The sequence below is a fragment of the Streptomyces blattellae genome (assembly GCF_009709555.1).
GTDB classification, from domain to species: Bacteria; Actinomycetota; Actinomycetes; order Streptomycetales; family Streptomycetaceae; genus Streptomyces; species Streptomyces blattellae.
Genome location: NZ_WJBG01000244.1, coordinates 55,829 through 77,528, shown reverse-complemented (window position 1 = coordinate 77,528; position 21,700 = coordinate 55,829). Strand labels below are relative to the sequence as shown.

General features: G+C 69.9%; 22 protein-coding genes. 10 read left to right on the top strand and 12 right to left on the bottom strand.

From position 1 onward, the window contains the following. Window positions 1-87 precede the first annotated feature (87 nt). Window positions 88-1,758 (top strand): AMP-binding protein, encoded by a 1,671-nt coding sequence (locus GFH49_RS36195; protein ID WP_155060292.1) that lies wholly within the window; start codon window positions 88-90, stop codon window positions 1,756-1,758. Window positions 1,759-1,853: 95 nt separating this feature from the next. Here GFH49_RS36195 and GFH49_RS36190 read toward each other — a convergent pair whose 3' ends face one another. After that, window positions 1,854-2,561 carry a hypothetical protein gene (locus tag GFH49_RS36190; protein ID WP_155060291.1) on the bottom strand — a complete coding sequence of 236 codons (708 nt, stop codon included), beginning with the start codon at window positions 2,559-2,561 and terminating at the stop codon, window positions 1,854-1,856. Between the two features lie 224 nt (window positions 2,562-2,785). On the opposite strand from GFH49_RS36190, the gene gcl reads away from it, so the two are divergent. Continuing rightward, window positions 2,786-4,570, top strand: coding sequence for a glyoxylate carboligase (gene gcl / locus GFH49_RS36185; RefSeq protein ID WP_155060290.1), 1,785 nt, complete (start codon window positions 2,786-2,788; stop codon window positions 4,568-4,570). Between the two features lie 125 nt (window positions 4,571-4,695). On the opposite strand, the gene GFH49_RS36180 is transcribed toward gcl, so the two are convergent. The 3 genes from GFH49_RS36180 to GFH49_RS36170 form a co-directional block, all read right to left on the bottom strand. Then, on the bottom strand, window positions 4,696-4,932 hold the full coding sequence (locus GFH49_RS36180) for a hypothetical protein (RefSeq protein ID WP_155060289.1): 237 nt from the start codon (window positions 4,930-4,932) through the stop codon (window positions 4,696-4,698). Between the two features lie 432 nt (window positions 4,933-5,364). After that, the gene (locus GFH49_RS36175) at window positions 5,365-6,282 is read right to left on the bottom strand and encodes a 2-hydroxy-3-oxopropionate reductase (protein ID WP_155060288.1); all 918 of its coding nucleotides are present in this window, start codon (window positions 6,280-6,282) and stop codon (window positions 5,365-5,367) included. Window positions 6,283-6,306: 24 nt separating this feature from the next. Continuing rightward, a complete protein-coding gene (locus GFH49_RS36170) occupies window positions 6,307-7,128 on the bottom strand; it encodes a TIM barrel protein (protein ID WP_155060287.1) in 822 nt (273 codons plus the stop codon). Between the two features lie 851 nt (window positions 7,129-7,979). Here GFH49_RS36170 and GFH49_RS36165 point away from each other — a divergent pair. The 8 genes from GFH49_RS36165 (at window position 7,980) to GFH49_RS36130 (ending at window position 14,587) form a co-directional block, all read left to right on the top strand. After that, window positions 7,980-8,378, top strand: a complete 399-nt coding sequence (locus GFH49_RS36165; RefSeq protein ID WP_196218246.1) for a DUF485 domain-containing protein — start codon at window positions 7,980-7,982, stop codon at window positions 8,376-8,378. After that, window positions 8,375-10,018 carry a sodium/solute symporter gene (locus GFH49_RS36160; RefSeq protein ID WP_155060285.1) on the top strand — a complete coding sequence of 548 codons (1,644 nt, stop codon included), beginning with the start codon at window positions 8,375-8,377 and terminating at the stop codon, window positions 10,016-10,018. Before GFH49_RS36165 ends, GFH49_RS36160 begins: the two co-directional genes overlap by 4 nt. Window positions 10,019-10,498: 480 nt before the next feature. Continuing rightward, on the top strand, window positions 10,499-10,750 hold the full coding sequence (locus GFH49_RS36155) for a YkoF family thiamine-binding protein (RefSeq protein ID WP_155060284.1): 252 nt from the start codon (window positions 10,499-10,501) through the stop codon (window positions 10,748-10,750). A gap of 47 nt (window positions 10,751-10,797) precedes the next feature. Further along, the gene (locus GFH49_RS36150) at window positions 10,798-11,109 is read left to right on the top strand and encodes a helix-turn-helix domain-containing protein (protein WP_155060317.1); all 312 of its coding nucleotides are present in this window, start codon (window positions 10,798-10,800) and stop codon (window positions 11,107-11,109) included. A gap of 144 nt (window positions 11,110-11,253) precedes the next feature. Further along, entirely contained in the window at window positions 11,254-11,766 is a 513-nt protein-coding gene (uraD, locus tag GFH49_RS36145) for a 2-oxo-4-hydroxy-4-carboxy-5-ureidoimidazoline decarboxylase (RefSeq protein WP_155060283.1), read from the top strand. A gap of 4 nt (window positions 11,767-11,770) precedes the next feature. Continuing rightward, window positions 11,771-12,184, top strand: a complete 414-nt coding sequence (uraH, locus tag GFH49_RS36140) for a hydroxyisourate hydrolase (protein ID WP_155060282.1) — start codon at window positions 11,771-11,773, stop codon at window positions 12,182-12,184. 6 nt (window positions 12,185-12,190) lie between these two features. Beyond that, window positions 12,191-13,096 carry a factor-independent urate hydroxylase gene (pucL, locus tag GFH49_RS36135; protein WP_155060281.1) on the top strand — a complete coding sequence of 302 codons (906 nt, stop codon included), beginning with the start codon at window positions 12,191-12,193 and terminating at the stop codon, window positions 13,094-13,096. Between the two features lie 111 nt (window positions 13,097-13,207). Next, entirely contained in the window at window positions 13,208-14,587 is a 1,380-nt protein-coding gene (locus GFH49_RS36130) for an 8-oxoguanine deaminase (protein WP_155060280.1), read from the top strand. A 355-nt stretch (window positions 14,588-14,942) separates the two neighbouring features. On the opposite strand, the gene GFH49_RS36125 is transcribed toward GFH49_RS36130, so the two are convergent. The 8 genes from GFH49_RS36125 to GFH49_RS36090 all read right to left on the bottom strand — a co-directional run bounded on the left by GFH49_RS36125 (window position 14,943) and on the right by GFH49_RS36090 (window position 21,453). Continuing rightward, window positions 14,943-15,365, bottom strand: coding sequence for an acyl-CoA thioesterase (locus GFH49_RS36125; RefSeq protein ID WP_155060316.1), 423 nt, complete (start codon window positions 15,363-15,365; stop codon window positions 14,943-14,945). A 65-nt stretch (window positions 15,366-15,430) separates the two neighbouring features. Further along, a complete protein-coding gene (locus tag GFH49_RS36120) occupies window positions 15,431-16,096 on the bottom strand; it encodes a hypothetical protein (RefSeq protein ID WP_155060279.1) in 666 nt (221 codons plus the stop codon). A 61-nt stretch (window positions 16,097-16,157) separates the two neighbouring features. Next, window positions 16,158-16,757 (bottom strand): histidine phosphatase family protein, encoded by a 600-nt coding sequence (locus GFH49_RS36115; RefSeq protein WP_155060278.1) that lies wholly within the window; start codon window positions 16,755-16,757, stop codon window positions 16,158-16,160. A gap of 496 nt (window positions 16,758-17,253) precedes the next feature. Next, window positions 17,254-17,961, bottom strand: a complete 708-nt coding sequence (locus tag GFH49_RS36110) for a Crp/Fnr family transcriptional regulator (RefSeq protein WP_155060277.1) — start codon at window positions 17,959-17,961, stop codon at window positions 17,254-17,256. A 6-nt stretch (window positions 17,962-17,967) separates the two neighbouring features. Next, a complete protein-coding gene (locus GFH49_RS36105) occupies window positions 17,968-18,837 on the bottom strand; it encodes an alpha/beta fold hydrolase (protein ID WP_155060276.1) in 870 nt (289 codons plus the stop codon). Next, window positions 18,830-19,993: an LLM class flavin-dependent oxidoreductase gene (locus GFH49_RS36100; protein WP_230396696.1), complete on the bottom strand. Its 1,164-nt coding sequence runs from the start codon at window positions 19,991-19,993 to the stop codon at window positions 18,830-18,832. Before GFH49_RS36100 ends, GFH49_RS36105 begins: the two co-directional genes overlap by 8 nt. 7 nt (window positions 19,994-20,000) lie before the next feature. Then, a complete protein-coding gene (locus GFH49_RS36095; RefSeq protein WP_230396695.1) occupies window positions 20,001-20,825 on the bottom strand; it encodes an alpha/beta fold hydrolase in 825 nt (274 codons plus the stop codon). A gap of 61 nt (window positions 20,826-20,886) precedes the next feature. Continuing rightward, window positions 20,887-21,453, bottom strand: a complete 567-nt coding sequence (locus GFH49_RS36090; protein ID WP_155060275.1) for a flavin reductase family protein — start codon at window positions 21,451-21,453, stop codon at window positions 20,887-20,889. Between the last annotated feature and the right edge of the window lie 247 nt (window positions 21,454-21,700).

Sequence of the window (21,700 nt, the reverse complement as noted above, 5' to 3'; positions counted from 1 at the left end):
TTGGAGCAGGTCCGGGAGCCGCCCGGCCAGGGTCCGGTCACGAGCGGGAGCGCCCGTAGGCGATCGACCAGAGAATTGGGAGGACGGATGACGACGTCGACGGAGGAGTTCCGCAGGGCACGGGACTTCCTGCTGGAGCACCGCGAGGACTACGCCGCCGCGTACGAGGGCTTCACCTGGCCCCGTCCGGACCACTTCAACTGGGCGCTCGACTGGTTCGACACCATCGCCCGCGGCAACGCCCGGACCGCGCTGCACATCGTCGAGGAGGACGGCCGCGAGACCCGGCTGTCCTTCGGTGAGATGGCGGTGCGCTCCGACCAGTTCGCCAACTGGCTGCGCGAGCAGGGCGTCCGTGCCGGGGACCGGATCCTCGTCATGCTCGGCAACCAGGCGGAGCTGTGGATCACCGCGCTGGCCGCGATGAAGCTGCGCGCCGTCGTCATCCCGGCCACCCCGCTGCTCGGCCCCGCCGACCTGCGCGACCGGGTCGAACGCGGGCGGGTCCGGCATGTGATCGCGCGCGCCGAGGACACGGCCAAGTTCGCCGGGGTACCCGGCGACTACACCCGTATCGCGACCGATGAGGCAGCCGCGGGCTGGCTGTCGTTCGACGACGCCTACCAGGCCCCCGCGGACTTCGTGCCCGACGGCCCGACCCGCGCCGACGACACACTGATGCTCTACTTCACCTCCGGCACGACGGCCCGCCCCAAGCTCGTCGAGCACACCCACGCCTCGTACCCGATCGGCCACCTCGCCACCCTCTACTGGATCGGCCTGAAACCCGGCGACGTGCACCTCAACATCTCCTCCCCGGGCTGGGCCAAGCACGCCTGGTCCAACCTGTTCGCGCCGTGGAACGCGGAGGCGACCGTCTTCCTGCACAACTACACCCGCTTCGACGCGGCCCGGCTGATGGCGGAGATGGACCGGGCGGGCGTGACGACGTTCTGCGCCCCGCCGACCGTGTGGCGCATGCTCATCCAGGCCGACCTGACCCAGCTGCGCACCCCGCCGCGCGAGGTCCTGGCCGCGGGGGAACCCCTCAACCCCGAGGTCATCGAGCAGGTCCGGCGGGCCTGGGGCGTGACCATCCGCGACGGCTTCGGCCAGACCGAGACCGCCGTCCAGGTCTCCAACAGCCCCGGCCAGCCCCTGAAGACCGGCTCCATGGGCCGCCCCAGCCCCGGCTTCCGCGTGGAACTCCTCGACCCGGTCTCCGGCGCACCCGGCGCCACGGAGGGCGAGATCGCCCTCGACCTCTCGGCCCGCCCGGTCGGCCTGATGACCGGCTACCACGGCGACCCGGAGCGTACGGCGGAGGCGATGGCCGACGGCTACTACCGCACCGGAGACATCGGCTCCCGGGACGCCGACGGCTACATCACGTACGTCGGGCGGTCGGACGACGTGTTCAAGGCGAGCGACTACAAGATCTCCCCGTTCGAGCTGGAGAGCGCCCTGCTGGAGCACGAGGCGGTCGCCGAGGCCGCCGTCGTGCCCGCCCCGGACGAACTGCGCCTCGCCGTGCCGAAGGCGTACGTCGTCCTCGCGGCGGGCTGGGAGCCGGGCCCCGACACGGCGAAGGCGCTGTTCGAGCACTCCCGGGAGACTCTCGCCCCCTACAAGCGCGTCCGCCGCCTGGAGTTCGCCCCGCTGCCCAAGACCGTCTCCGGCAAGATCCGCCGCATCGAACTGCGCGAGGCCACCGCCGCGGGCTCGGACGCCGAGTACCGCGAGGAGGACTTCCGGTGAGTTCGTCGGACACCGGGTCCTTTCCGATGACCATGCCGAGGAAGGTGCGGAAGGCCGAGCTGAGAGGGGAGACCGCGCGGTCGCTCTGACGCCGACTACAAGGCGCCGGAGGCGCCCGTCGCGTCCAGGTCGTCGGCGAGGCTGTTGACCGGCTGCGGGGTGCCGGTGAGGTCGAGGACGAAGAGGGGGACGCCCAGGTCGTCGGCGCGGGTACGGGCATCGGTGGCGTACCCGGCCAGCGAGAAGTAGACGCACCCGGCGGACTCCGTCATCGCCGTCAGCCACAGGCACTCCACGTCCCGCAGCGACGCCGGGCGCACGGTCGGGTCGACCTGGGCCAGCAGTCCGCGGGCGGCCAGGCCGATGCCGGACGGGGGCCGCTGGTCCGCGCGGCGGATGTCCCGGTAGCCGAGCCAGCGCAGATACAGGGCCGCGGCGGTGACCGCGTCGCGGGCGGTGCGGATGGTCACCGGGGTGAAGGCACGGCGGGCGACGGCCGGCGCGGGCTCGGCCGCCGCCTCCTCCGCCTCCTCCTCGGCATCCGCCCCCGCCACCGGGATCCGCAGCAGCGTCCCGCAGGGGCAGCCCAGCTCCGGCCGCGGCCACTGCTCGCTGCGGCCGCACGAAGCGCAGCGCACGGTGACCCACTGCTCGTCCCAGACCTGGTGGGTGACGGCCGTCGCGGTCCCCGCCGGATCGAGCGGCGGGATCACCGGTGCCCCGCACGCACACGGATACGACGGCGCCGAGTAGAACTGCTCGCGCCGACAGGCGGGGCAGCGCACGGACACGCTCTCGGACATGGCCCACTCCAGGACGAGCTCGCGACCGCACACCGGGACAGCGAGGCCATCGTCCTCCAGAAAACCCCTGCTTGTCCGTCCCTTGACCGCCCTTCTTCGGCCCATCTACATTGATTCCAGATAGCAGAAAACTAATTCCACTACACGGAATATGGAACTATACGGAAGTGCTCACCGCGGGGCGCGACGGGAGTGCGAACCGACAGCCGAAGCAGGAGTACTCAATGGCTCGTATGACCGCTGCCCGCGCGGCAGTCGAGATCCTGGGGCGCGAGGGCGTCAGCGACGCGTTCGGTGTCCCGGGCGCGGCGATCAACCCGTTCTACGCGGCGCTCAAGGCCTCCGGCGGTATCCAGCACACCCTCGCCCGGCACGTCGAGGGCGCCTCGCACATGGCGGAGGGCTACACCCGGACCCACCCCGGCAACATCGGTGTCTGCATCGGAACGTCCGGCCCCGCCGGCACCGACATGATCACCGGCCTGTACTCGGCCATCGGTGACTCCATCCCGATCCTGTGCATCACGGGCCAGGCCCCGACCGCCGTGATCCACAAGGAGGACTTCCAGGCCGTCGACATCGCCTCGATCGCCAGGCCGGTCACGAAGATGGCCGTCACCGTCCTGGAGGCCGCGCAGGTCCCCGGTGTCTTCCAGCAGGCCTTCCATCTCATGCGGTCCGGCCGTCCCGGGCCCGTCCTCATCGACCTGCCGATCGACGTCCAGCTCACGGAGATCGAGTTCGACCCGGAGACGTACCAGCCCCTCCCGGTCTACAAGCCCGCCGCGACCCGCGCCCAGATCGAGAAGGCGCTCGGCATGCTGAACGCCGCCGAGCGCCCGCTGATCGTGGCCGGCGGCGGGGTCATCAACGCCGACGCCGCCGAACTCCTCGTCGAGTTCGCCGAGTTGACCGGCACCCCCGTGGTCCCCACCCTCATGGGCTGGGGCGTCCTGCCCGACGACCACGAGCTGAACGCCGGCATGGTCGGCCTGCAGACCTCACACCGCTATGGCAATGCGACCTTCCTCCAGGCCGACTTCGTCCTCGGCATCGGCAACCGCTGGGCCAACCGCCACACCGGCAAGCTGGACGTCTACACGGCCGGCCGGAAGTTCGTCCACGTCGACATCGAGCCCACCCAGATCGGCAAGATCTTCGCGCCGGACTACGGCATCGCGTCCGACGCCGGGGCGGCACTGGAGCTGTTCGTCTCCGTGGCACGGGAGTTGAAGGCCGCGGGCAGGCTGCCCGACCGTTCGGCATGGGCGGCCTCGGCGCAGGAGCGCAAGGCCGGCCTCCAGCGCCGTACGCACTTCGACAACGTCCCGATCAAACCGCAGCGTGTCTACGAGGAGATGAACAAGGCCTTCGGCCCGCAGACGCGGTACGTCTCCACCATCGGCCTCTCGCAGATAGCCGGCGCCCAGATGCTGCACGTCTACCGGCCGCGGCACTGGATCAACTGCGGACAGGCGGGCCCCCTCGGCTGGACCGTCCCGGCCGCGCTCGGCGTCGCCAAGGCCGACCCGGAGGCACAGGTCGTGGCGCTCTCCGGCGACTACGACTTCCAGTTCATGATCGAGGAGCTGGCCGTCGGGGCGCAGCACAAGATCCCGTACGTCCATGTCCTGGTCAACAACTCCTACCTCGGCCTGATCCGGCAGGCGCAGCGGGCGTTCGAGATCGACTTCCAGGTAAACCTGGAGTTCGAGAACATCAACTCGCCCGAGATCGGCGTCTACGGCGTCGACCACGTCAAGGTCGCCGAGGGCCTGGGCTGCAAGGCGATCCGGGTGACCGACCCGGCCGAGCTGGGCGCCGCCTTCGAGCAGGCCAAGAAGCTGGCCGCCGAACACCAGGTGCCGGTCGTCGTCGAGGCGATCCTGGAGCGGGTCACCAACATCTCCATGTCGACCACGAACGACATCGGCAACGTGGTGGAGTTCGAGGAGATCGCGACCGAGCCGGGGCACGCGCCGACGTCGATCAGGACGCTGAAGGTCTGACCTGCCCGCGCCCTCACCCAGGGCGGCCCATCCGGAGGGACGGGCCGCCCTTCGTGCTGTCCCGCGGTCAGGTCGTACGGACGCCCGGCCCGCCGCCCCCGTGCCGACGGGCCCGGCGTGTGGGGTCACTGCTCGTGGTGCTCCGACAGTCCCGGCCAGTCGTCGGGGCCGCCGCCCTGCCACTCGATGAAGTCGCTCTCCGCGAGGTCCGTGACATAGAGGTCGGCCAGCCGCAGGATCTCGCTCACGTCGTCCTCGTGCGTGGCGATCCCCAGAGTCTCGTCGCCCGAGGTGACCCGGCGGGAGCCGTCCAGGGCCGGGGGGTGCACCACGATGTGCGGATGCTCCGTTGGAGGTGCCATGACTTCAGGCTGCTGCGGACACGAAGGTTCCGCACGCCGGGAACACAGAAGAGCGCCGGATACGGGACCGTCCGTATCCGGCGCCCTTCAGCCAGACCCTGGTCTGGTGTGGCCGTCCGGCGGCGCGTGCCCGCGCGATCCGGCCGGCCACCCCTCATCCGGGCCGTTCGGCTCGCGCGGGCCGTCTGGTGCAGTCCTCGCGCAGGGCGTGGACGGCCGTCAGGTTCTTCTTGATCATGTCGTGGCGGGAGACCTGGGAGGCGCCGCCGGCGATGCTCGCGACCAGACGGGACTTCTTCTTCTTCTTCTTCTTCTTCTCCTCCTCCTCCGCCGCCGCCGAGTCCGGGCCGCGGCGGCGCCTGGGCGCGACAGGACAGGTGTCAGCGCCGTCGCGGCCCGGAAGCCTCTGTGGGCGTTCGTCAGGGCTGGGCGTCAGAGCCGGGCGCCGGAGAGGCGCTCGACCGCGCGCAGCAGCGCGCTGTGGTCCAGGCCGCCGTCGCCCTGCGCACGCAGGGACGCGACCAGTTGGGCCACCACCGCACCGACGGGCAGGGCCGCGCCGACGTTGCGGGCGGCGTCCGTGACGATGCCCATGTCCTTGTGGTGCAGGTCGATCCGGAAGCCCGGCTTGAAGTCCCGGTTCAGGAAGTTGTCCTTCTTGCGGGTCAGCACGGTGGAGCCCGCCAGGCCGCCATTGAGTACGTCCAGTGCGGCCGTCAGGTCCACGCCGGACTTCTCCAGGAAGACCACGGCCTCGGCGCACGCCTGGATGTTCACGGCGACGATCAGCTGGTTGGCGGCCTTCACGGTCTGACCCGAGCCGTGCGGACCGCACAGCACGATGGTCCTGCCCAGCGCCTCGAAGATCGGCTTCGCGGTGTCGAAGTCGGCCTGCTCACCGCCGACCATGATCGACAGTACGGCCTCGACGGCGCCGGCCTCGCCGCCGGACACGGGTGCGTCCAGGACGCGGATGCCCTTGTCCTTCGCCGCCTTCGCCAGGTCGACCGAGGTCCGCGGGGTGATCGAGGACATGTCGATCAGCAGGGCGCCGGACTTCGCGTTCTCCAGGATGCCGTCGGGACCGTACGCGATGGCCTCGACCTGCGGGGAGGCGGGCACCATCGTGATGACGACATCGGCGTCCCGCACGGCCTCGGCGATCGAACCGGCGGCGGTGCCACCGGCGGCGGCAAGCCGGTCCAGCTTGTCCTGCTCCAGGGTGAAGCCGGTGACGTCGTAACCCGCCTTGACCAGGTTCTCGGACATGGGGGAGCCCATGATGCCGAGGCCGATCCAGGCGATCGCCGGGCGGGTCGGGCGGGGAGAGTCAGCGTGTGTGTCGCTCATGACGGGGTGCCTTTCGGTACGGGGTCAGCGCGGCAGCCAGTCGAAGGCCTCGGTGCTCGGGCGGTCGCCCGGCTTGTACTCAAGGCCGGCCCAGCCGTCGTAGCCCGCCTTCTTCAGCTGGTCGAGGAGGTCTTCGAGGGGCAGCGAGCCCGTTCCAGGGGCGCCTCGGCCCGGGGCGTCGGCGATCTGCACATGGCCGGTCTTCGCGGCGAACTGCTCGATCACCGACGGCAGATCCTCGCCGTTCATGGAGAGGTGGTAGAGGTCCATGAGAAAGCGGGCGTTGCCGAGACCACCGGCATCGTTGACCTTGTCGACGATGCCCACGGCGGCGGGCGCGCTCACCAGCGGGTACCGCGGCGACTCCGGCTGGTTCAGCGCCTCGATCAGCAGGATCGCGCCGATCCGGTCGGCCGCCCGCGCCGCGAGGACGAGGTTCTCCAGCGCGAGCGCGTCCTGCTCGGCCGGGTCCACGCCGTCGACGCGGTTGCCGTACAGGGCGTTGAGGGCCTTGCAGCCCAGGGTCGCCGCGAAGTCCGCCGCGACGTCGATGTTGGCGCGGAACCTCTCCGACTCCTCGCCGGGGACCGACAGGGCGCCCCGGTCCGGGCCTGGCAGCTGACCGGCGTAGAAGTTCAGGCCCGTGAGCTGGACGCCCGCGTCCTCGATGGCCCGCTTGAGGGCGTCGAGTTCGGACTGCTCGGGGGTGGGGGAGTCGGCCCAGGGCCACCACAGCTCGACCGCGGTGAAGCCGGCCGCGGCGGCTGCCGCGGGGCGCTCCAGGAGCGGGAGTTCCGTGAAGAGGATCGACAGGTTGACGTTGAAGCGCTGCGCTGCGAATCCCATCGGGGCCGGCGCTCCCTTCCGTTCATTGGATTCCGTATTGCGGAAGTTAATTTCTACTTAATGGAAGACTGCCTGCGATCTGCGACGGCTGTCAAGGCCGACCGCGAAAAAAGCGCCCCCGCGCGGGGGCGATTCAGAGAGGGGCGACGGCGCTCACCTTCCGCCCCTCTGGCGTGCGGGTCATCGTCTGTCCTTCGCGCCTGGTTCAGGTCCCTGCAACCGGTGAGTCGCGCGTCGGTGACCCCGTGAGACAAGGCTCCCGGATCGCACAGCGGCTGACCTGCCGTCAGCGCCATGTGCAGCCCCGACCCGTACCGATGGCGATGACCTGCGGATTCCGGCGCCGTGGGCCGCTGTGCCACCTGGCGGGACGCCATCGACCACCAGGCCCGCGCGCGCCTCACCGGGCTCCGCCTGGCCGACGGTGACGGGCAGTTGCCACGCGCCCGGGGGCACCGGGTTCCGTACCGTCCTGCCGCCGCTGCGGACTCGGAAGCGGGCGGCGGGACGGGGCAACGGTCGAGAGTCGGCGAGCACGCTCGTCGGTAGCGGAGCGAGACGTGCGTCTCACACCGAGAGTGACTTACCGAACATACCTCACGGTCAGTTGACATACGATCACAAAATCCGTGATGCTCATGAGCCGCAACACGGCGTATGACAGCGACGGCTCTTGAGCCCACACGCTGGGGCTCCGCGGTCCATGTCCGCCTTTGGTCCATCTTCCTGTGCTGGAACCCCGCCGCAGCACACTGTGTACCGGGTGCCGGCGACAGCTCATCCGACGCATGCCGTGCTACGGCTCAAGCGCCGTGCCGCGCAGCGTCCTACCCTCACTGCCCGGAGGTTCCGTGCACCCGCATTTCCCGCCGACTCCCCCAGGTCACCCCGCGGCACCCGACATCGCGCACGAGACTGTGCAACTACAACGCATAGACCGTTTCCGCGAGGCCACACAACGCGCCCAGCGCGCCTTCATCCTCGTCAACGCAATTCCCTTCGTCGCCGGCGTCTTGCTGTCCTCCTTCACCGACGTCCCCGCGGTGCACGTGTACGGGCAGCTCAATCTGGGCTTGGTGTGGGGCATCCTGCAATGCGGGCTCTTCCTCGTCACGGCCTGGCTGTACGAGAACCGCAGTGCGCGGACCTGTGATCCTCTCGAACAGTCCCTGGTCTCCGGCGAGTTCCCGGCCGAGGGACCGAGGCCCGGCCCCGTCGACGCGCCCGGGTCCATGGCGGTGAAGCCGTGACCCCGGAACTCCTCAGTGCGGCCGCGCTCGACCCGGTGGGCGCAGCCGCGCGGCAACCCGTCATCGTCGCGTTCCTGATCTTCATCGGGGTGTCTCTCCTGTGGCTCTTCACGCTCGCCACAAGGGAGAACGACAGCCCGGAAGGGCTCTACCTCGCCGACCGGTCCCTCTCCCCGTTCTTCAACGGGGTCGCCATGGCGGGAGAGCAGATCTCGGTCGTGACCCTGCTGCAAGTCTGCGGGGGCGTCGCTCTCCTCGGCTACGACGGATTCGTTTTCGCCCTCGACAACCTGCTCGCCTTCGGGGTACTGCTGCTCCTCGCGCAGAAGATACGCAACAGCGGCCGTTACACGCTCGGCGATCTCTTCTCCTTGCGCGCGTCGGGTCCGGGGCCCCGGATCGCCGCCGCCGTGGTGACGTTGGCCATCACGATTCCGATCCTCATGGTGCAGCTGACTGCCGCCGGCGTCAGCGCGGCCCTCCTGATCGGCCTGCCGACCGACGGGGCCGAGGTGGTGTGCACGGTGCTGATGGGCTGCATGGTCGCTTGCTTCGCCGCGGTGGCGGGGCTGAGAGGTGCCAGTTTCATGCAGGTCGCCAAGGTGCCGATCACCTTGTTGACGCTGGCGGTGGTCACCGTGCTGGCCCTCAGGAACTTCGAGTGGGATCCCGGTTCTCTGCTCTCGGCCGCGGCGGACAAGAGCGTGGCGCCGGACGGCTATCTGGAGTCCGGGCTCTGGTTGGTCACCGCGAAGCTCGGTGCGCTCAACACGTTCGGCAACCACCTCGTGGCCATCCTCGGTCTGGCCGTGATGCCGCACCTGATCCTGCGGGTCGGCGCGTCCCGTTCCGGTCACACGGCGCGGCGGTCCGTGCGTACGGCCGTATCGCTGGCCGGTGCCTTCGTCATCCTGTTGATCACGACGGGCTTCTCGGCGGCCGCCGTGGTCGGCGCCGCGGACCTCGGTGCGGTCGACGTCACGGGGCAGTCCGCCCCGATCCAGCTGGCCTCCGAGCTGCTCGGCTACGGCTCGACGGGGCGCGTCGTGCTCCTCACCGTCATGGCGTGTGTCATCTTCCTCGCGGTGCTCACGACCGTGACCAGTGTGGCGTTCGCTGCCGCGGTCTCCCTCGCTCACGACGTGTTCGCGCGAGGCGGGCGCCGGCGCTCCGACAGCCAAGAGGTGGGTGCCCTGCGCCTGGCCGCCATCGTCGTGTGCGGCGTGGCCGTTACGCTGGCCGCCGCCATCCACCACTACCAGGCCCAGTTCCTGATCGCCTTCTCGATCGCCGTCGGGGCTTCGTGCATCTTCCCGGCGTTGGTCTACTCGTTCTTCTGGCGCAGGTTCAATCGCCGAGGGCTGCTGTGGTCGGTCGGCGGCGCACTGCTGCTCTGTGCCGTCCTCACGGTCTTCTCGCCCACCGTGTCGGGGACCCCGATGGCGCTGTGGCCGGAAAGGAATTTCGACTGGTATCCGTTCCAGTCGCCCGGCCTGGTATCCGTGCCCGCGGCGTTCTTCCTCGGTTGGCTCGGCAGCGTCACCTCCTCGGGAGACTCCGAACTCGACTTCCGGCGCATCGAATACAAACTCCTGACCGGGACGGAAGCCGGGCGGCAGACCGCTGATTCGCGCCGGTAGGCGCCGCTCGGCAGTGTGCCTGAGGGCCGGCGCGAACGTGCAAGCGCGACGCCCACGGCTTGCGGACGCCGGCTTGCGGACGTCGATTCGCGGATGGCGATCAGGCCGGCCGGCAGGTGCGGGCGTGGTCTGCGAGGTATTGCAGCCCGCCCGCACCACGTCGGTGAACCACTCCCCGGGTCAGGTTGCGTACCGCGGCCGGCACCCGGGCGGAGTCGGCGCGCTGCACGGCGCGTTCGCACACGAGCCCGGCGCCCTTGGGACCCGCTTCGGTGAGCGGATCTGGCGTTCGGCCACCCCCGGGGCCAAGTCCCCCGAGGACACACGCTTCACTGCTGATTGCGGCAGGGGAGTCCGTTAAGGTCGTCTCGGAGCGACTGTGGCACGCCGACGCCGCGATGACGGACAGTGCCCCGGATGTGCCCTCTCAGGCAGACGACTGAGGGAATCTGCAGGTCAGAGTGATTTCATGGGGGCGCAGTGCGATTGAGAGTGGAGTTCACGACCGAGCCCTTCGACCTGGACGAGGCGCCCGCGCACGCGCTGGTGGCCCGCGAGGTCATCGAGGCCGCCGAGCTGGACGCGGTGGACGTCGGCCCGTTCGGCAACACCGCGGAGGGCCCCGCCGATACCGTGCTCACCGCCGTGGACGCGCTGCTGCGCAAGACCCTGGACTCGGGCGCCACCCGGGTCTCGCTCCAGGTCAACGTGATCGGGGAGGGCGAGCGGTGAGCGAGGACGAGCCCTTCATCACGGCCGTGAAGCCGCTGGTCGACGCCATGGGCGGCATGATGCTCCCGCCCGACGAGGCCGGCCCCGACGATGTCGTGCTCTCCTGGGACGGTGCCGATGTCGTCGCCGTGCGGCTGCCGCAGCTGGCCGACTCCCTCGATCACATCCTGGCCGCCATGGAGCGCAAGCAGGGCAAGCCGCTGGCCGACCTGGACCGCAAGGCCAAGCAGGAGGTCGTACGGATACTGGAGGCGCGCGGCGCCTTCTCCGTACGGCATGGGGTCGAGACCGTGGCGGGCGCGCTCGGCGTCAGCCGGTTCACCGTCTACAACTATCTGAACCGCGAGAAGGGGGCCTGAGCGCGGGCCGGCTCGGGGCAGGAGGCGCGGCGGGGTCTTGTTACCCCGAATTTTCAACAAAGTGTTGACGTTGCGTTGTGGAAGGGCGTTAGCTGGCCGCAGCCCGTTCAGCACGCAAGGCCGGTTACGGCCACGGAGGCTCCCGTGACTTCGACTTCCACGCCCCCGGGTCTGGCCCGGTTCAACGCCCTGGAGGAGCACGCGGCGTTCGCCGCACTGCACGAGGCCTGCGCCGCCACCGCCTGGGTCCGGCGACTGCTCACCGCCCGCCCGTACGCCACCCCCGAGGACCTGTACGCCGCCGGCGATGCCGCGATGGCCGAGCTGACCGCCGTAGACCTCGAAGAGGCGATGGCCGGGCACCCGCCGATCGGCCGCCCCAAGCCGGGCGATCCGGCCTCGGCCCGGGAGCAGCGCGGCATGGCCGGTGCCCCCGAGGGACTCAGGGCGGAGATGCTGGAACTGAACCTGGCCTACCAGGAGAAGTTCGGCCATGTCTTCCTGATCTGCGCGACCGGCCGGACCGGCGAGCAGATGCGGGACGCGGTCAAGGAGCGGATGGGGAACTCGCCGGAGCAGGAGCGGGAGATCGTCCGCACCGAGCTGGGGAAGATCAACCGTATCCGGCTCGCCCGGCTCGTCGAAGAGGAAGCCTGACGCCATGAGCACCAGCACCACCGCCTCCGTGTCCACGCACATCCTGGACACCAGCGCCGGCCGCCCCGCCGAGGGCGTCGCCGTCCGGCTCGCGGCCCGCAGCGGCCGGTCCGCCCATTACGGGCAAGGAGGGGAATGGCGGGCGCTCGGCGGCTCCGCGACCGACGGGGACGGCCGGTGCAAGGACCTCCCCGCCCTGCCGGAGGGGACCACGCACGTACGGCTCGACTTCGCGGTGGAGCCCTATTTCGAGAAGAAGCAAGCCGATGCGCAGCAGGACGCCCCCGCGAATCGGGACAGCGGTGCCGGTGCGTTCTTCCCGGAGGTGGCGATCACGTTCGCCGTCGTCCCGGGCGAGCACTACCACGTACCGCTGCTGCTCAACCCGTTCGGCTACTCCGTATACCGAGGGAGCTAGCAGACCATGCCCACGATTCTCGGCCAGAACCAGTACGGGAAAGCAGAGAACCGCGTCGTAAAGATCACGCGGGACGGCGCCACCCACCACATCAAGGACCTGAACGTATCCGTGGCGCTCTCCGGCGACATGGACGAGGTCCACTACTCCGGCTCCAACGCCACCGTCCTGCCGACCGACACCACCAAGAACACGGTGTACGCGTTCGCCAAGGAGTACGGCATCGAGTCCGCCGAGCAGTTCGGCATCCATCTGGCCCGGCACTTCGTGACGAGTCAGGAGCCGATCAAGACGGCCCGGATCCGTATCGAGGAATACGGCTGGGAGCGGATCGAACACTCCGGGAAGGGTGCGCACTCCTTCGTCCGCAAGGGTCAGGAGACCCGGCTGACCCAGATCACGTACGACGGCTCGCGGTGGGAGGTCGTCTCCGGCCTCAAGGACCTCGTCGTGATGAACTCGACGAACTCCGAATTCTGGGGCTACGTCAAGGACAAGTACACGACGCTCCCGGAGGCGTACGACCGCATCCTGGCCACACAGGTATCCGGCCGCTGGCGGTTCAACTGGTCCCACGACGAGCAGAAGACGCCCAACTGGGAGAAGTCCTACGAGGAGACCAGGAAGCACATGCTCCAGGCCTTCGCCGAGACCTACTCGCTCTCGCTCCAGCAGACCCTGTACCAGATGGGTTCGCGGATCATCGACAACCGCGGTGAGATCGACGAAGTCCGTTTCTCGCTCCCGAACAAGCACCACTTCCTGGCGGACCTGGAGCCGTTCGGTCTGAAGAACGCCACCGAGGACGGCGCGGTGTACTTCGCCGCCGACCGCCCCTACGGCCTGATCGAGGCCACCATCCTCAGGGACGGCTGCGAGGCGAGGATCCCGGTGGACCTCACCAACCTGTGAGCGAGCAACTCCCTCTCGGCACCCGCGGCCGGGACGTGTGCACCCGGCCGCGGCACTCAAATCCCCCGGGGTCCTGCCGTGCCCTCTCCACAACAGCGCAAAGGACAAACCATGGCAGCTGACCAGCGCATCGTCATCGAGAACTGTGCGATCGCGACCGTCGACGCCCACGACACCGAGTACGCCTCCGGCCATGTGGTTCTGCGGGGCAACCGCGTCGAGTCGCTCGGCGCGGGCAAGGCCCCCGAGGGCCTGGAGAACGTCGTACGCCGTGTCGACGCCACCGGCCACCTGGTGACCCCCGGCCTGGTCAACACCCACCACCACTTCTACCAGTGGATCACCCGGGGCCTGGCCACGGACCACAACCTCTTCAACTGGCTCGTCGCGCTCTACCCGACCTGGGCGCGCATCGACGAGCCGATGGTGTACGCGGCGGCGCAGGGCTCGCTGGCCATGATGGCCCGCGGCGGCGTCACCACCGCCCTGGACCACCACTACGTCTTCCCGAAGGGCTCCGGAGACCTGTCCGGCGCGATCATCCGCGCCGCCCGCGAGACGGGCGTCCGCTTCACCCTCGCCCGCGGCTCCATGGACCGCAGCGAGAAGGACGGCGGACTGCCGCCGGACTTCGCCGTGGAGACCCTGGACGGCGCGCTCGCCGCGACCGAGGCGACGGTGACGGAGCACCACGACGCCTCCTTCGACGCGATGACCCAGGTGGCCGTCGCGCCCTGCTCGCCCTTCTCCGTCTCCACCGAACTCCTCCGCGACGGCGCCCGGTTGGCCCGCCGTCTCGGTGTACGGCTGCACACGCACGGCTCGGAGACGGTCGAGGAGGAGCAGTTCTGCAAGGAGCAGTTCGGCATGGGCCCGACCGACTACTTCGAGTCCACGGGCTGGCTCGGTGAGGACGTGTGGATGGCGCACTGCGTCCACATGAACGACTCCGACATCGCCGCCTTCGCCCGTACGAAGACCGGTGTCGCCCACTGCCCGTCCTCCAACGCCCGTCTCGCGGCCGGTATCGCCCGCGTCCCCGACATGCTCGCCGCCGGTGTCCCGGTCGGCCTCGGCGTCGACGGCACCGCCTCCAACGAGTCCGGCGAACTGCACACCGAACTGCGCAACGCCCTGCTCGTCAACCGCCTCGGCGCCCACCGCGAGGCCGCCCTCAACGCCCGTCAGGCGCTGCGCCTCGGCACCTACGGCGGCGCCCAGGTCCTCGGCCGCAGTGCGGAGATCGGTTCGCTGGAGCCGGGCAAGCTGGCCGACCTGGTGCTGTGGAAGCTCGACACGCTGGCCCACGCCTCGATCGCCGACCCGGTGACCGCGCTGGTCTTCGGGGCCGCCGCTCCGGTCACCGCCTCGTTCGTGAATGGCCGTCAGATCGTGGCGGACGGGCGGCTGCTGCACGTCGACGAGGACGCCGTCGCCCGCTCGACGCGGCAAGAGGCACGGCGGCTGGCACGGATCGCCGCGCAGGGCTGACCGCCGTACAACTCATCGATGCCGTACGGCACTTGGCCTCCTGCCGGTACGGCACTTGATCTCCGGCCGGGAGGGACGGCTCCCGGCCGGTAGTCGTGGATCCGAGCAGGGTCCATGGCGGCCGTCTCCGGGGCGCGCACCTGGACGCGCGCGCCCCGGAACGGAACTCCTCTCTCTCGTGTGGCGGGAGTCGTCGCCCCACCTTCCTGAGCCGGGTGCAGGCGCGGACCGGGTGGAGCTGGAGGCCAGCAACTCCGGTCCGCCGGTGGCGCCGTTCGACGTACGGGGAGGTGTCCGCGGTGCCCCGGAGGGCGGGGCCTGACAGTGACGGTGACGATCCCCGGGACACGGGGGCTCAGAGTCCGAAAAGGCTCGGGTCGGTCGCCAGCTCCTTGAAGTAGTTCTGCGGGGTCGCAACCAAGCGGCGTGCCGTCAGATCCAGCAGCCCGCCGACCGCGCTGACTTCGGCCGCCACGGTGCCGTCCGGCTTCGTGATCGTCTGCTCGATGCGGAACGTCTTGCCCTCACCCCACTCGAAGACGCACGACACGTCGACCTCGTCCCCGGCCAGGAGTTCACGCTTGTAGCGGATGGTGGTTTCCAGGGCGACGGGGCCGATCCCCTTGGAGCGCAGTCCCGCCTGGCTGATTCCCGCGGCCTGGAGCAGCGACCAGCGGGCGTGCTCGGCGTAGTTGAGGTACACACTCTGGTTGAGGTGACCCTGCACATCGGTCTCGTAGCCACGGACGGTGATCCGGACGGAGAACGGCTCGCTCACTACTTCCTCTTTCTCGTTGCCGACGTTCGTCATCGATGCCCAGTGCAGTGATCCTGGCATGTCCCTCACACCCGGCGTGGCGAAGCCAGCAGATAGCGCGCACGCGTACGAGGGTCCGTGTGCCCGCTCACCTGCCAGCCCGCCTTCTCCAGCGTCGCCGCGCACGCGTGCAGCCCCTCGGGGTCCGGCTGGTGCACGGCGACGGCCTCCGGCTGCGGGGTCGCGCGCACCCGGTAGCCGTCGCCCCTGTGGCCGCCGTCGTCGTCGTCGCCGCCGTCCGCTCCGGCCGGCGGGTGCCCGGCCGCCTCCAGCGCCAGCGCGGCGGCCTGCACCAGATGTGTACGCTCCCAGCCGCACGGCCGGTCGGTGGCGCCGTCCGGATTGGTCATCCGACGCAGCTCCACCAGCCCTTCCCAGGCACCGCGCACCTCACGGACCCGGGCCGGACCGGCCGGCGGGGGCTCCTCCTCGCCCCCGACGCGCGCGGCGAACACTCCGGTCGCCGTGGCGGTTTTCTCGGGTGCCTGAACGGCCGAATCGCCGACCGCCTCCCGTATCCGATGCCCCGCCGGAGTCAGAAAGTGGTCGTGCGGCGGACGGGGATGCCGGAACGCGAGCCCCCGCTTCACCAGGGCCGCGAGCTGCGTCTCCGTACCACCGACGAGTCGCCCGGTGACCGGGTCGGCGGCGTCGATGACACGCCGCTGTGCGGCGGTCGGCGGTCGTGTCACGGCGTGCTCCCTTCACACTCCCCTCACAGCGGTCCTCCGGCGCTGTCCCACCACTTCGAGGCTACGACCCGGGTCTGACATTCCACCCCGCGATCACCGGCCGCCCGTGCTCGGTGCTCAGCCGGCACACGGTCCCGGTGGCCAGCTGGAACAGCGCGCCGTCCGCCGGCGGCAGCCCGAGCCGCCGCGCCGTGAGCACCCGCAGGAAGTGACCGTGCGCCACCAGGACCACCACGCCCTCGGTGTTGGCGAGCGCCGCGTCGACCTTGGCGAGCATCCGGTCGGCCCGTTCCCCGACCTGTGCGGGGCTCTCCCCGGGGTGTTCCGGCGGCCCCGGCGCGACCCCGTCGGTGAACAGGAACCAGCCGGGCCGCTCCCGCTGGATCGCGGGGGTCGTGACGCCCTCGTATCCGCCGTAGTCCCACTCCCGCAGATCCGGATCGATCCGCATCTCCGTCAGGCCGATCAGCTCCGCCGTCTCCCGGGCCCGCTGCAGCGGACTGACGAACGCGGCCCCGATCCGGTGCGAGCGGATCAACGGCACAAGCCGCCGAGCCTCCTCACGCCCGTGCTCGGTCAGCGGCACGTCCGTCAAGCCCGTATGCCGCCCCGACCGGGACCACGCGGTCTCTCCGTGCCGCACGAGCAGAAGATCACCCATGCCCCACAGGCTAGCCAGTCGGGCTGGCGTTCCACAGCGATCCTGGGCCAGACCGTCACGCGCATGCCCGGCGCCCAGGCGACGTCGGGGACCCTCCTCGGTCCTATAGCCGTGCGAGCTGGACCGAGGAGCGTCCGGAGGGACGTGCCACGCAGGCCGATCGCTTCAGGCCCTGGGGATACCTACGCCGAGCAGAGACGTTATGGGCCCACAGCTCCAGCGCGCGAACTCGGCCTCCCGAAGCCCCCGGCGCGGTCGATCGATGCCGTTGGCGAATCGAGCCGACGGCCGGCAACTGTTGTCCGAGTCTCAGCGACACGCCGTGCGTGCGGCGTGTCGCTGAGACTGAGCGCACAGTTGGCTCCCGTCGCGCGGGATTCGCCGACAGCGTCCGGTCGATCCGCCGGGGGGGCGGGGGCCGGGGCCGGGGACGGGCCGACGGGGCGTTGCCCTGCCGGCGGCCGGCGGGTACGGAGCGATCGCCGCTGTCGGCAGGTCACGCCCGAGCGGGCGGCGGCTCCTCCTCGCCGGACGCGATCGCTTCGAGCCGGGCGGGCTCGACCAGGCGGGTGCCTTCAGCGATCCGCTCGATGAGGCCGGCGTCACGGAACTTGCGGAAGGTCCGCGCGACGACCTCTCGCACCGATCCGATCGAGTCGGCGATGCGGTGCTGCTCGGCGTAGACGACGAGGCCCTTGGGCGTTCGTGTCGCCAGTTCGAGCAGGTGGCGCGCGACCCGCTGCTCGACCGTGCCGAACAGGCTGTTCTGCAGCAGTTCCTGCTCTACGAGCATCATCCGGGCCAGCTCCCGCGCCACCAGCCAGGCCAGCTGCACGTCCTGGGTCGCGAGCGAGCGGAACTGCAGCGGGTTGAAGAAGTAGACCTCCGAGGCCGTCACCGCCTCGGCGCCGATGGGCGAATGGCCCAGAACGGTGGTGGGAAGTCCGATGAACTGTCCTTCCCGCACATAGCGGACCGCGGCGGCCCGCCCGTCCGGCGAGGTGTTGTACGCCCGGGCGATCCCGCTCGCGATCAGTACGAGGCGGGGAGGGCCGAAGGGCTCGAACAAGACCTGGCGAGCCGCCACCCGGCTCAGGTGCACGCCCTCGAACAGCCGGTCCCGCAGTTCGGGGCCCAGCGGTGCGAGGAAGCTCTTCGACCAGGCACGGACGAGCATGTCCGTGCCTGGCCCTGTGGCGGACATCGCGCCCTACGCGGTGGGTCGGTAGCGGCGGTCGAGGAAGTCGATCACGTCATCAGCGTAACGCTCCGGCCATTCGAGGTTGGGAAGATGACCGCAGTCCTCGTAGAGCCGCAGCTCACCATCGGCGAAGCGGGCGACGAGCTCGTCGGCGAACCCGGGCAGGCGCAACCCGTCCTCCGCGCCGGCGACGATCAGGGTGGGGATCCGGATCCTCTCGTATTCGGTCGGGTCGGGTTTGCCGAAGATGGGCTGCTCCGTCGTCTCGCTCACCCGGGCAGGGCGGAGGCGGGCCGAGGCCGTGCACTCCCAGGCACCGGGCATGAGGCTCAGCTGGTGGCGCCACGCGACGTACTCGTCGTCCTTCACCAGGTGCTTGCGGTACATGATCGTGTCGAGGATGCGCCGCATGCCCTCCACACTCATGTCGTAGTCGATGATCGAGCGACGCGCCTCGTTGTCCGGCGCGAAGCCGCCACCGCTGGTCATCACCAAGGCGGCGGCGTCGAACGCCGGCTTGTCCGAGGCCAGGTCCCGCGCGGCCACCGTGGCGCCCATCGAGGTGCCCACGAGTGCCGGTCGCTCGACTCCGAGTTCGGCCAGTGTCGCGGCCATCGTCCGCAGCCGGCGACCGGTCGGGTCGCCGAAGTCGACGACCTTGTCGCTCAGGCCGAAACCCAGCCAGTCGGGGGCTATGGCCCGGTAGCCGGCGTCGGCCAGAGCGGGCATCAGCAGGCCCCAGGAGGTCTCCGCCGAGCCGCCGTACTCGCCCGAGTGCAGCAGAACCACTGCAGGGCCGTCACCGGCCTCCAGCACATGGGTCCGCAGGCCACCCACGTCGACGAAGCTGCTGGTGACCTTCTCGTCGAGTTCAGGCATGGACGGCTCCCGCCTGGAGGTGGGCGAGGTTCGGGAGGACCTTGTCGGCGAACGTGCGGATGCCCGCGACGGTCTCGTCGTGGCCCATGAACCCGGCCTGGCCCATGAGGATCATGTTCCCGTAGCCACCGACCAGTTCGTAGAAGCGCTCGATCTGCCCACGCACCGTCTCCGGACTGCCGGCGAAGACGGTGCCGTTGTCGATCAAGCCCTCCAGCGACATCGACCGGATCTTGGTCTCGAAGCCGTTGTAGACGCCGCGCAGCCCCTCGGCGCGGGCCGCGTACGGCCCGTACGCGGGCGGCTGGGCGTACTCGAAGGTGACCTTGTTGCTCTTCAGGTACCAGAGCAGCTTTCGGGCTCCCTCAAGTCCCTCGGCGTCCGTCTTGCCGGTGTAGACGAGACCGCAGTAGGCCAGCTTGCTCTCGACGCCCTCCGAGCGGCCGAGTTCGGCCGCTCGTTCGCGGTAGGCGGCGAAGACCTTGGCGGTGCCCTCGTGGCCGAGCATGAAGGTGGCCACCGTGGCGTCGTAGTCGGCGATCCGCCGGACGCTGGAGGGCGTGGTGGTGCTGACCCACATGGGGGGAGCCGGCTGCTGGTAGGGGCGCGGCCAGATGTTCACCTGGCGGCTGTGGTAGAACCGCCCCTCCCAGTTGAAGGGCCCGTCGTGGCTTGTCCACGCCTTGCGGATCAGGTCGATCCCCTCGTAGAGGCGCTCGCTCATCATGGTCGGGGCGGAGTTGGTGGGCGCGATCTCGAACGGCACCCCGCGCACGAAGCCGACGTCGAGGCGCCCCCGGCTGAGGATGTCGATCATCGCCATCTCCTCGGCGATGCGCACCGGGTCGTTCCGGTTCGCGACGGGGTTGCCGAGGATGAGGATGCGCGCGTTCTTCGTCAGTCGCGCCAGGACGGCCGCGCTCACCGGCACGGTGGAATTCAGGCAGGTGGGCGTGGAGTGGTGTTCGTTGACCATCACGTTGAGCCCGGCCTCGTCCGCGATCTGCCACTCCAGCAGGTAGCGGTCCCACAGGTCGGCCGCGATGTCCGGGTCCATGAGCCCGTTGGGCAGGCTGTTGCGAACCGAGGGGTAGGTCTCCGCGGGCGGCAGGTGCGGGTAGGGGGCTTCGGTGAAGTAGTAGATGTTCATGGTCATGGCAGGTTCACCGTTCTGCGGCGATCAGACCGCGGGTTGCGAGGAAGCCCTTGTCGTGTGTGATGAGCTGCGCCACAGCGGAAGGCTGGTCGATCTGCGCGCAGTGCCCGGCGTCCGCGACCGTCTCGAAGGCGGCGCCCGGGATGAGGGCGGCCAGGCGTCGGCCGTAGTCCGGTGTGACGATGCCGTCCTGCTCGCCCCAGATGACCGTGGTCGGGGTGTCGACGCGGGCGAGCCACCGGCTCAGGCGCGGATTGTGCAGGTAGGGCTCCCAGCCGTAAACGGCGAGCGCTTCCTCGTTGCGGGCGATGTGGAGGACGGCGTCGGGATCGGCGAGCCGCAGGTCGCCACGCCGACCGTGCGGGGTGGCGAACATCCTCTCGTCCAGCTCGGTGCGGGGCATCGCGAAGACGTCGGCGATGTCACGCTCCTCGCGTCCGCCGACCTTCACGCCGACCGAGTCCACGAGGACGAGGCGGGAGAGGCGGCTGGAGTCCCGGATGGCGATCTCAGCCGCGACCCAGCCACCGAACTGCAGGCCCACGAGGGTGACTTCGTCCAGGCCCTGGGCGCGCATCCAGTCCAGATACAGGTAGGCCAGGTCGTCGACGCTGTCGCACCAGTTGGGTCGCGGCGAGAGCCCGAATCCGGGGTGGCTGGGAGCGTAGACGGTGAAGTCGGCGGACAGGGCCGAGACGAACTCGCTGTCAGCGGCGGTGCCTTCGACCCCGTGGAGCAACAGCAGGGGGGGACCTGAGCCTGTCACCGTCATATCGACGACTGCGTCGTCGCGCAGCTGTGTTCCGCTGCCTTCGTCAATCAGTGTGAGCACTGTCTGGACCTCATTGTCGTGTGGTTGCGTGGTGGAAGATTGCCGCTGCGGCCGTGGCCGATCACCCAGTGGCGGTGGCGGTGGCGGTGGCGGTGGCGGTGGCGGTGGCGGTGGCGGTGGCAGTGGCCGTGACGGTGCCGAAGGCGCCGCGCAGGAAGACCAGGGGTGAACCGGAGCGGTGGACCCGCACGTCGGTGACGGATCCGATGACGACGTAGTGGTCGCCCGACGCCGTGATGGACTCCGTGGTGCAGTCGATCGAGGCGATCGTCCCGTCGATGACGGGCGCACCGGCCGGCGAGGGATGCCAGTCGACGCCGCGGAACTTGCCGGCTTCCTTGCCGGCGAAGCGGCGGCTGAGGTCTGCCTGGTCGGCAGCCATGACGTTCACGCAGAACGACGTCGCCGTACGGAGCCGCGCGAAGGTCTCGGAGTTCCGGCGCGGCAGGAACGCCACGAGCGGCGGGTCCAGCGAGACGGAGGTGAACGTACCGACGAGCATGCCGACCGGTTCGCCGTCCGAGGCGATGGCCGTCACCAGCACGACCCCGGTCGGGTAGTGACTCAGCACCTCGCGAAACAGTGCTGGGTCGACGAGCGTCGAGTCCGTGGTCAGATCTATCGCCATCAGCGCCTCCCATCGTCGAACTGATCCGATGACGAGAGGCTGACACCCCACTTAAGCCCGAGTATGTGACTAAAGGCACACGTCTGCGAAGTCCCTCCTGCCGCGCCCGGCGAGCGCCGGAGGCAGTGCCTTGTGCCGGGACGCGGGAGCCAGCGCGTTCGGCCCGCGCCCTCCGAAAGCCGCCGGAGCTTTCCTGCTCGCTGTGGTGAGCTCCCGGGATACGGCGGCAGCCGGGCCCGGAGCCCGC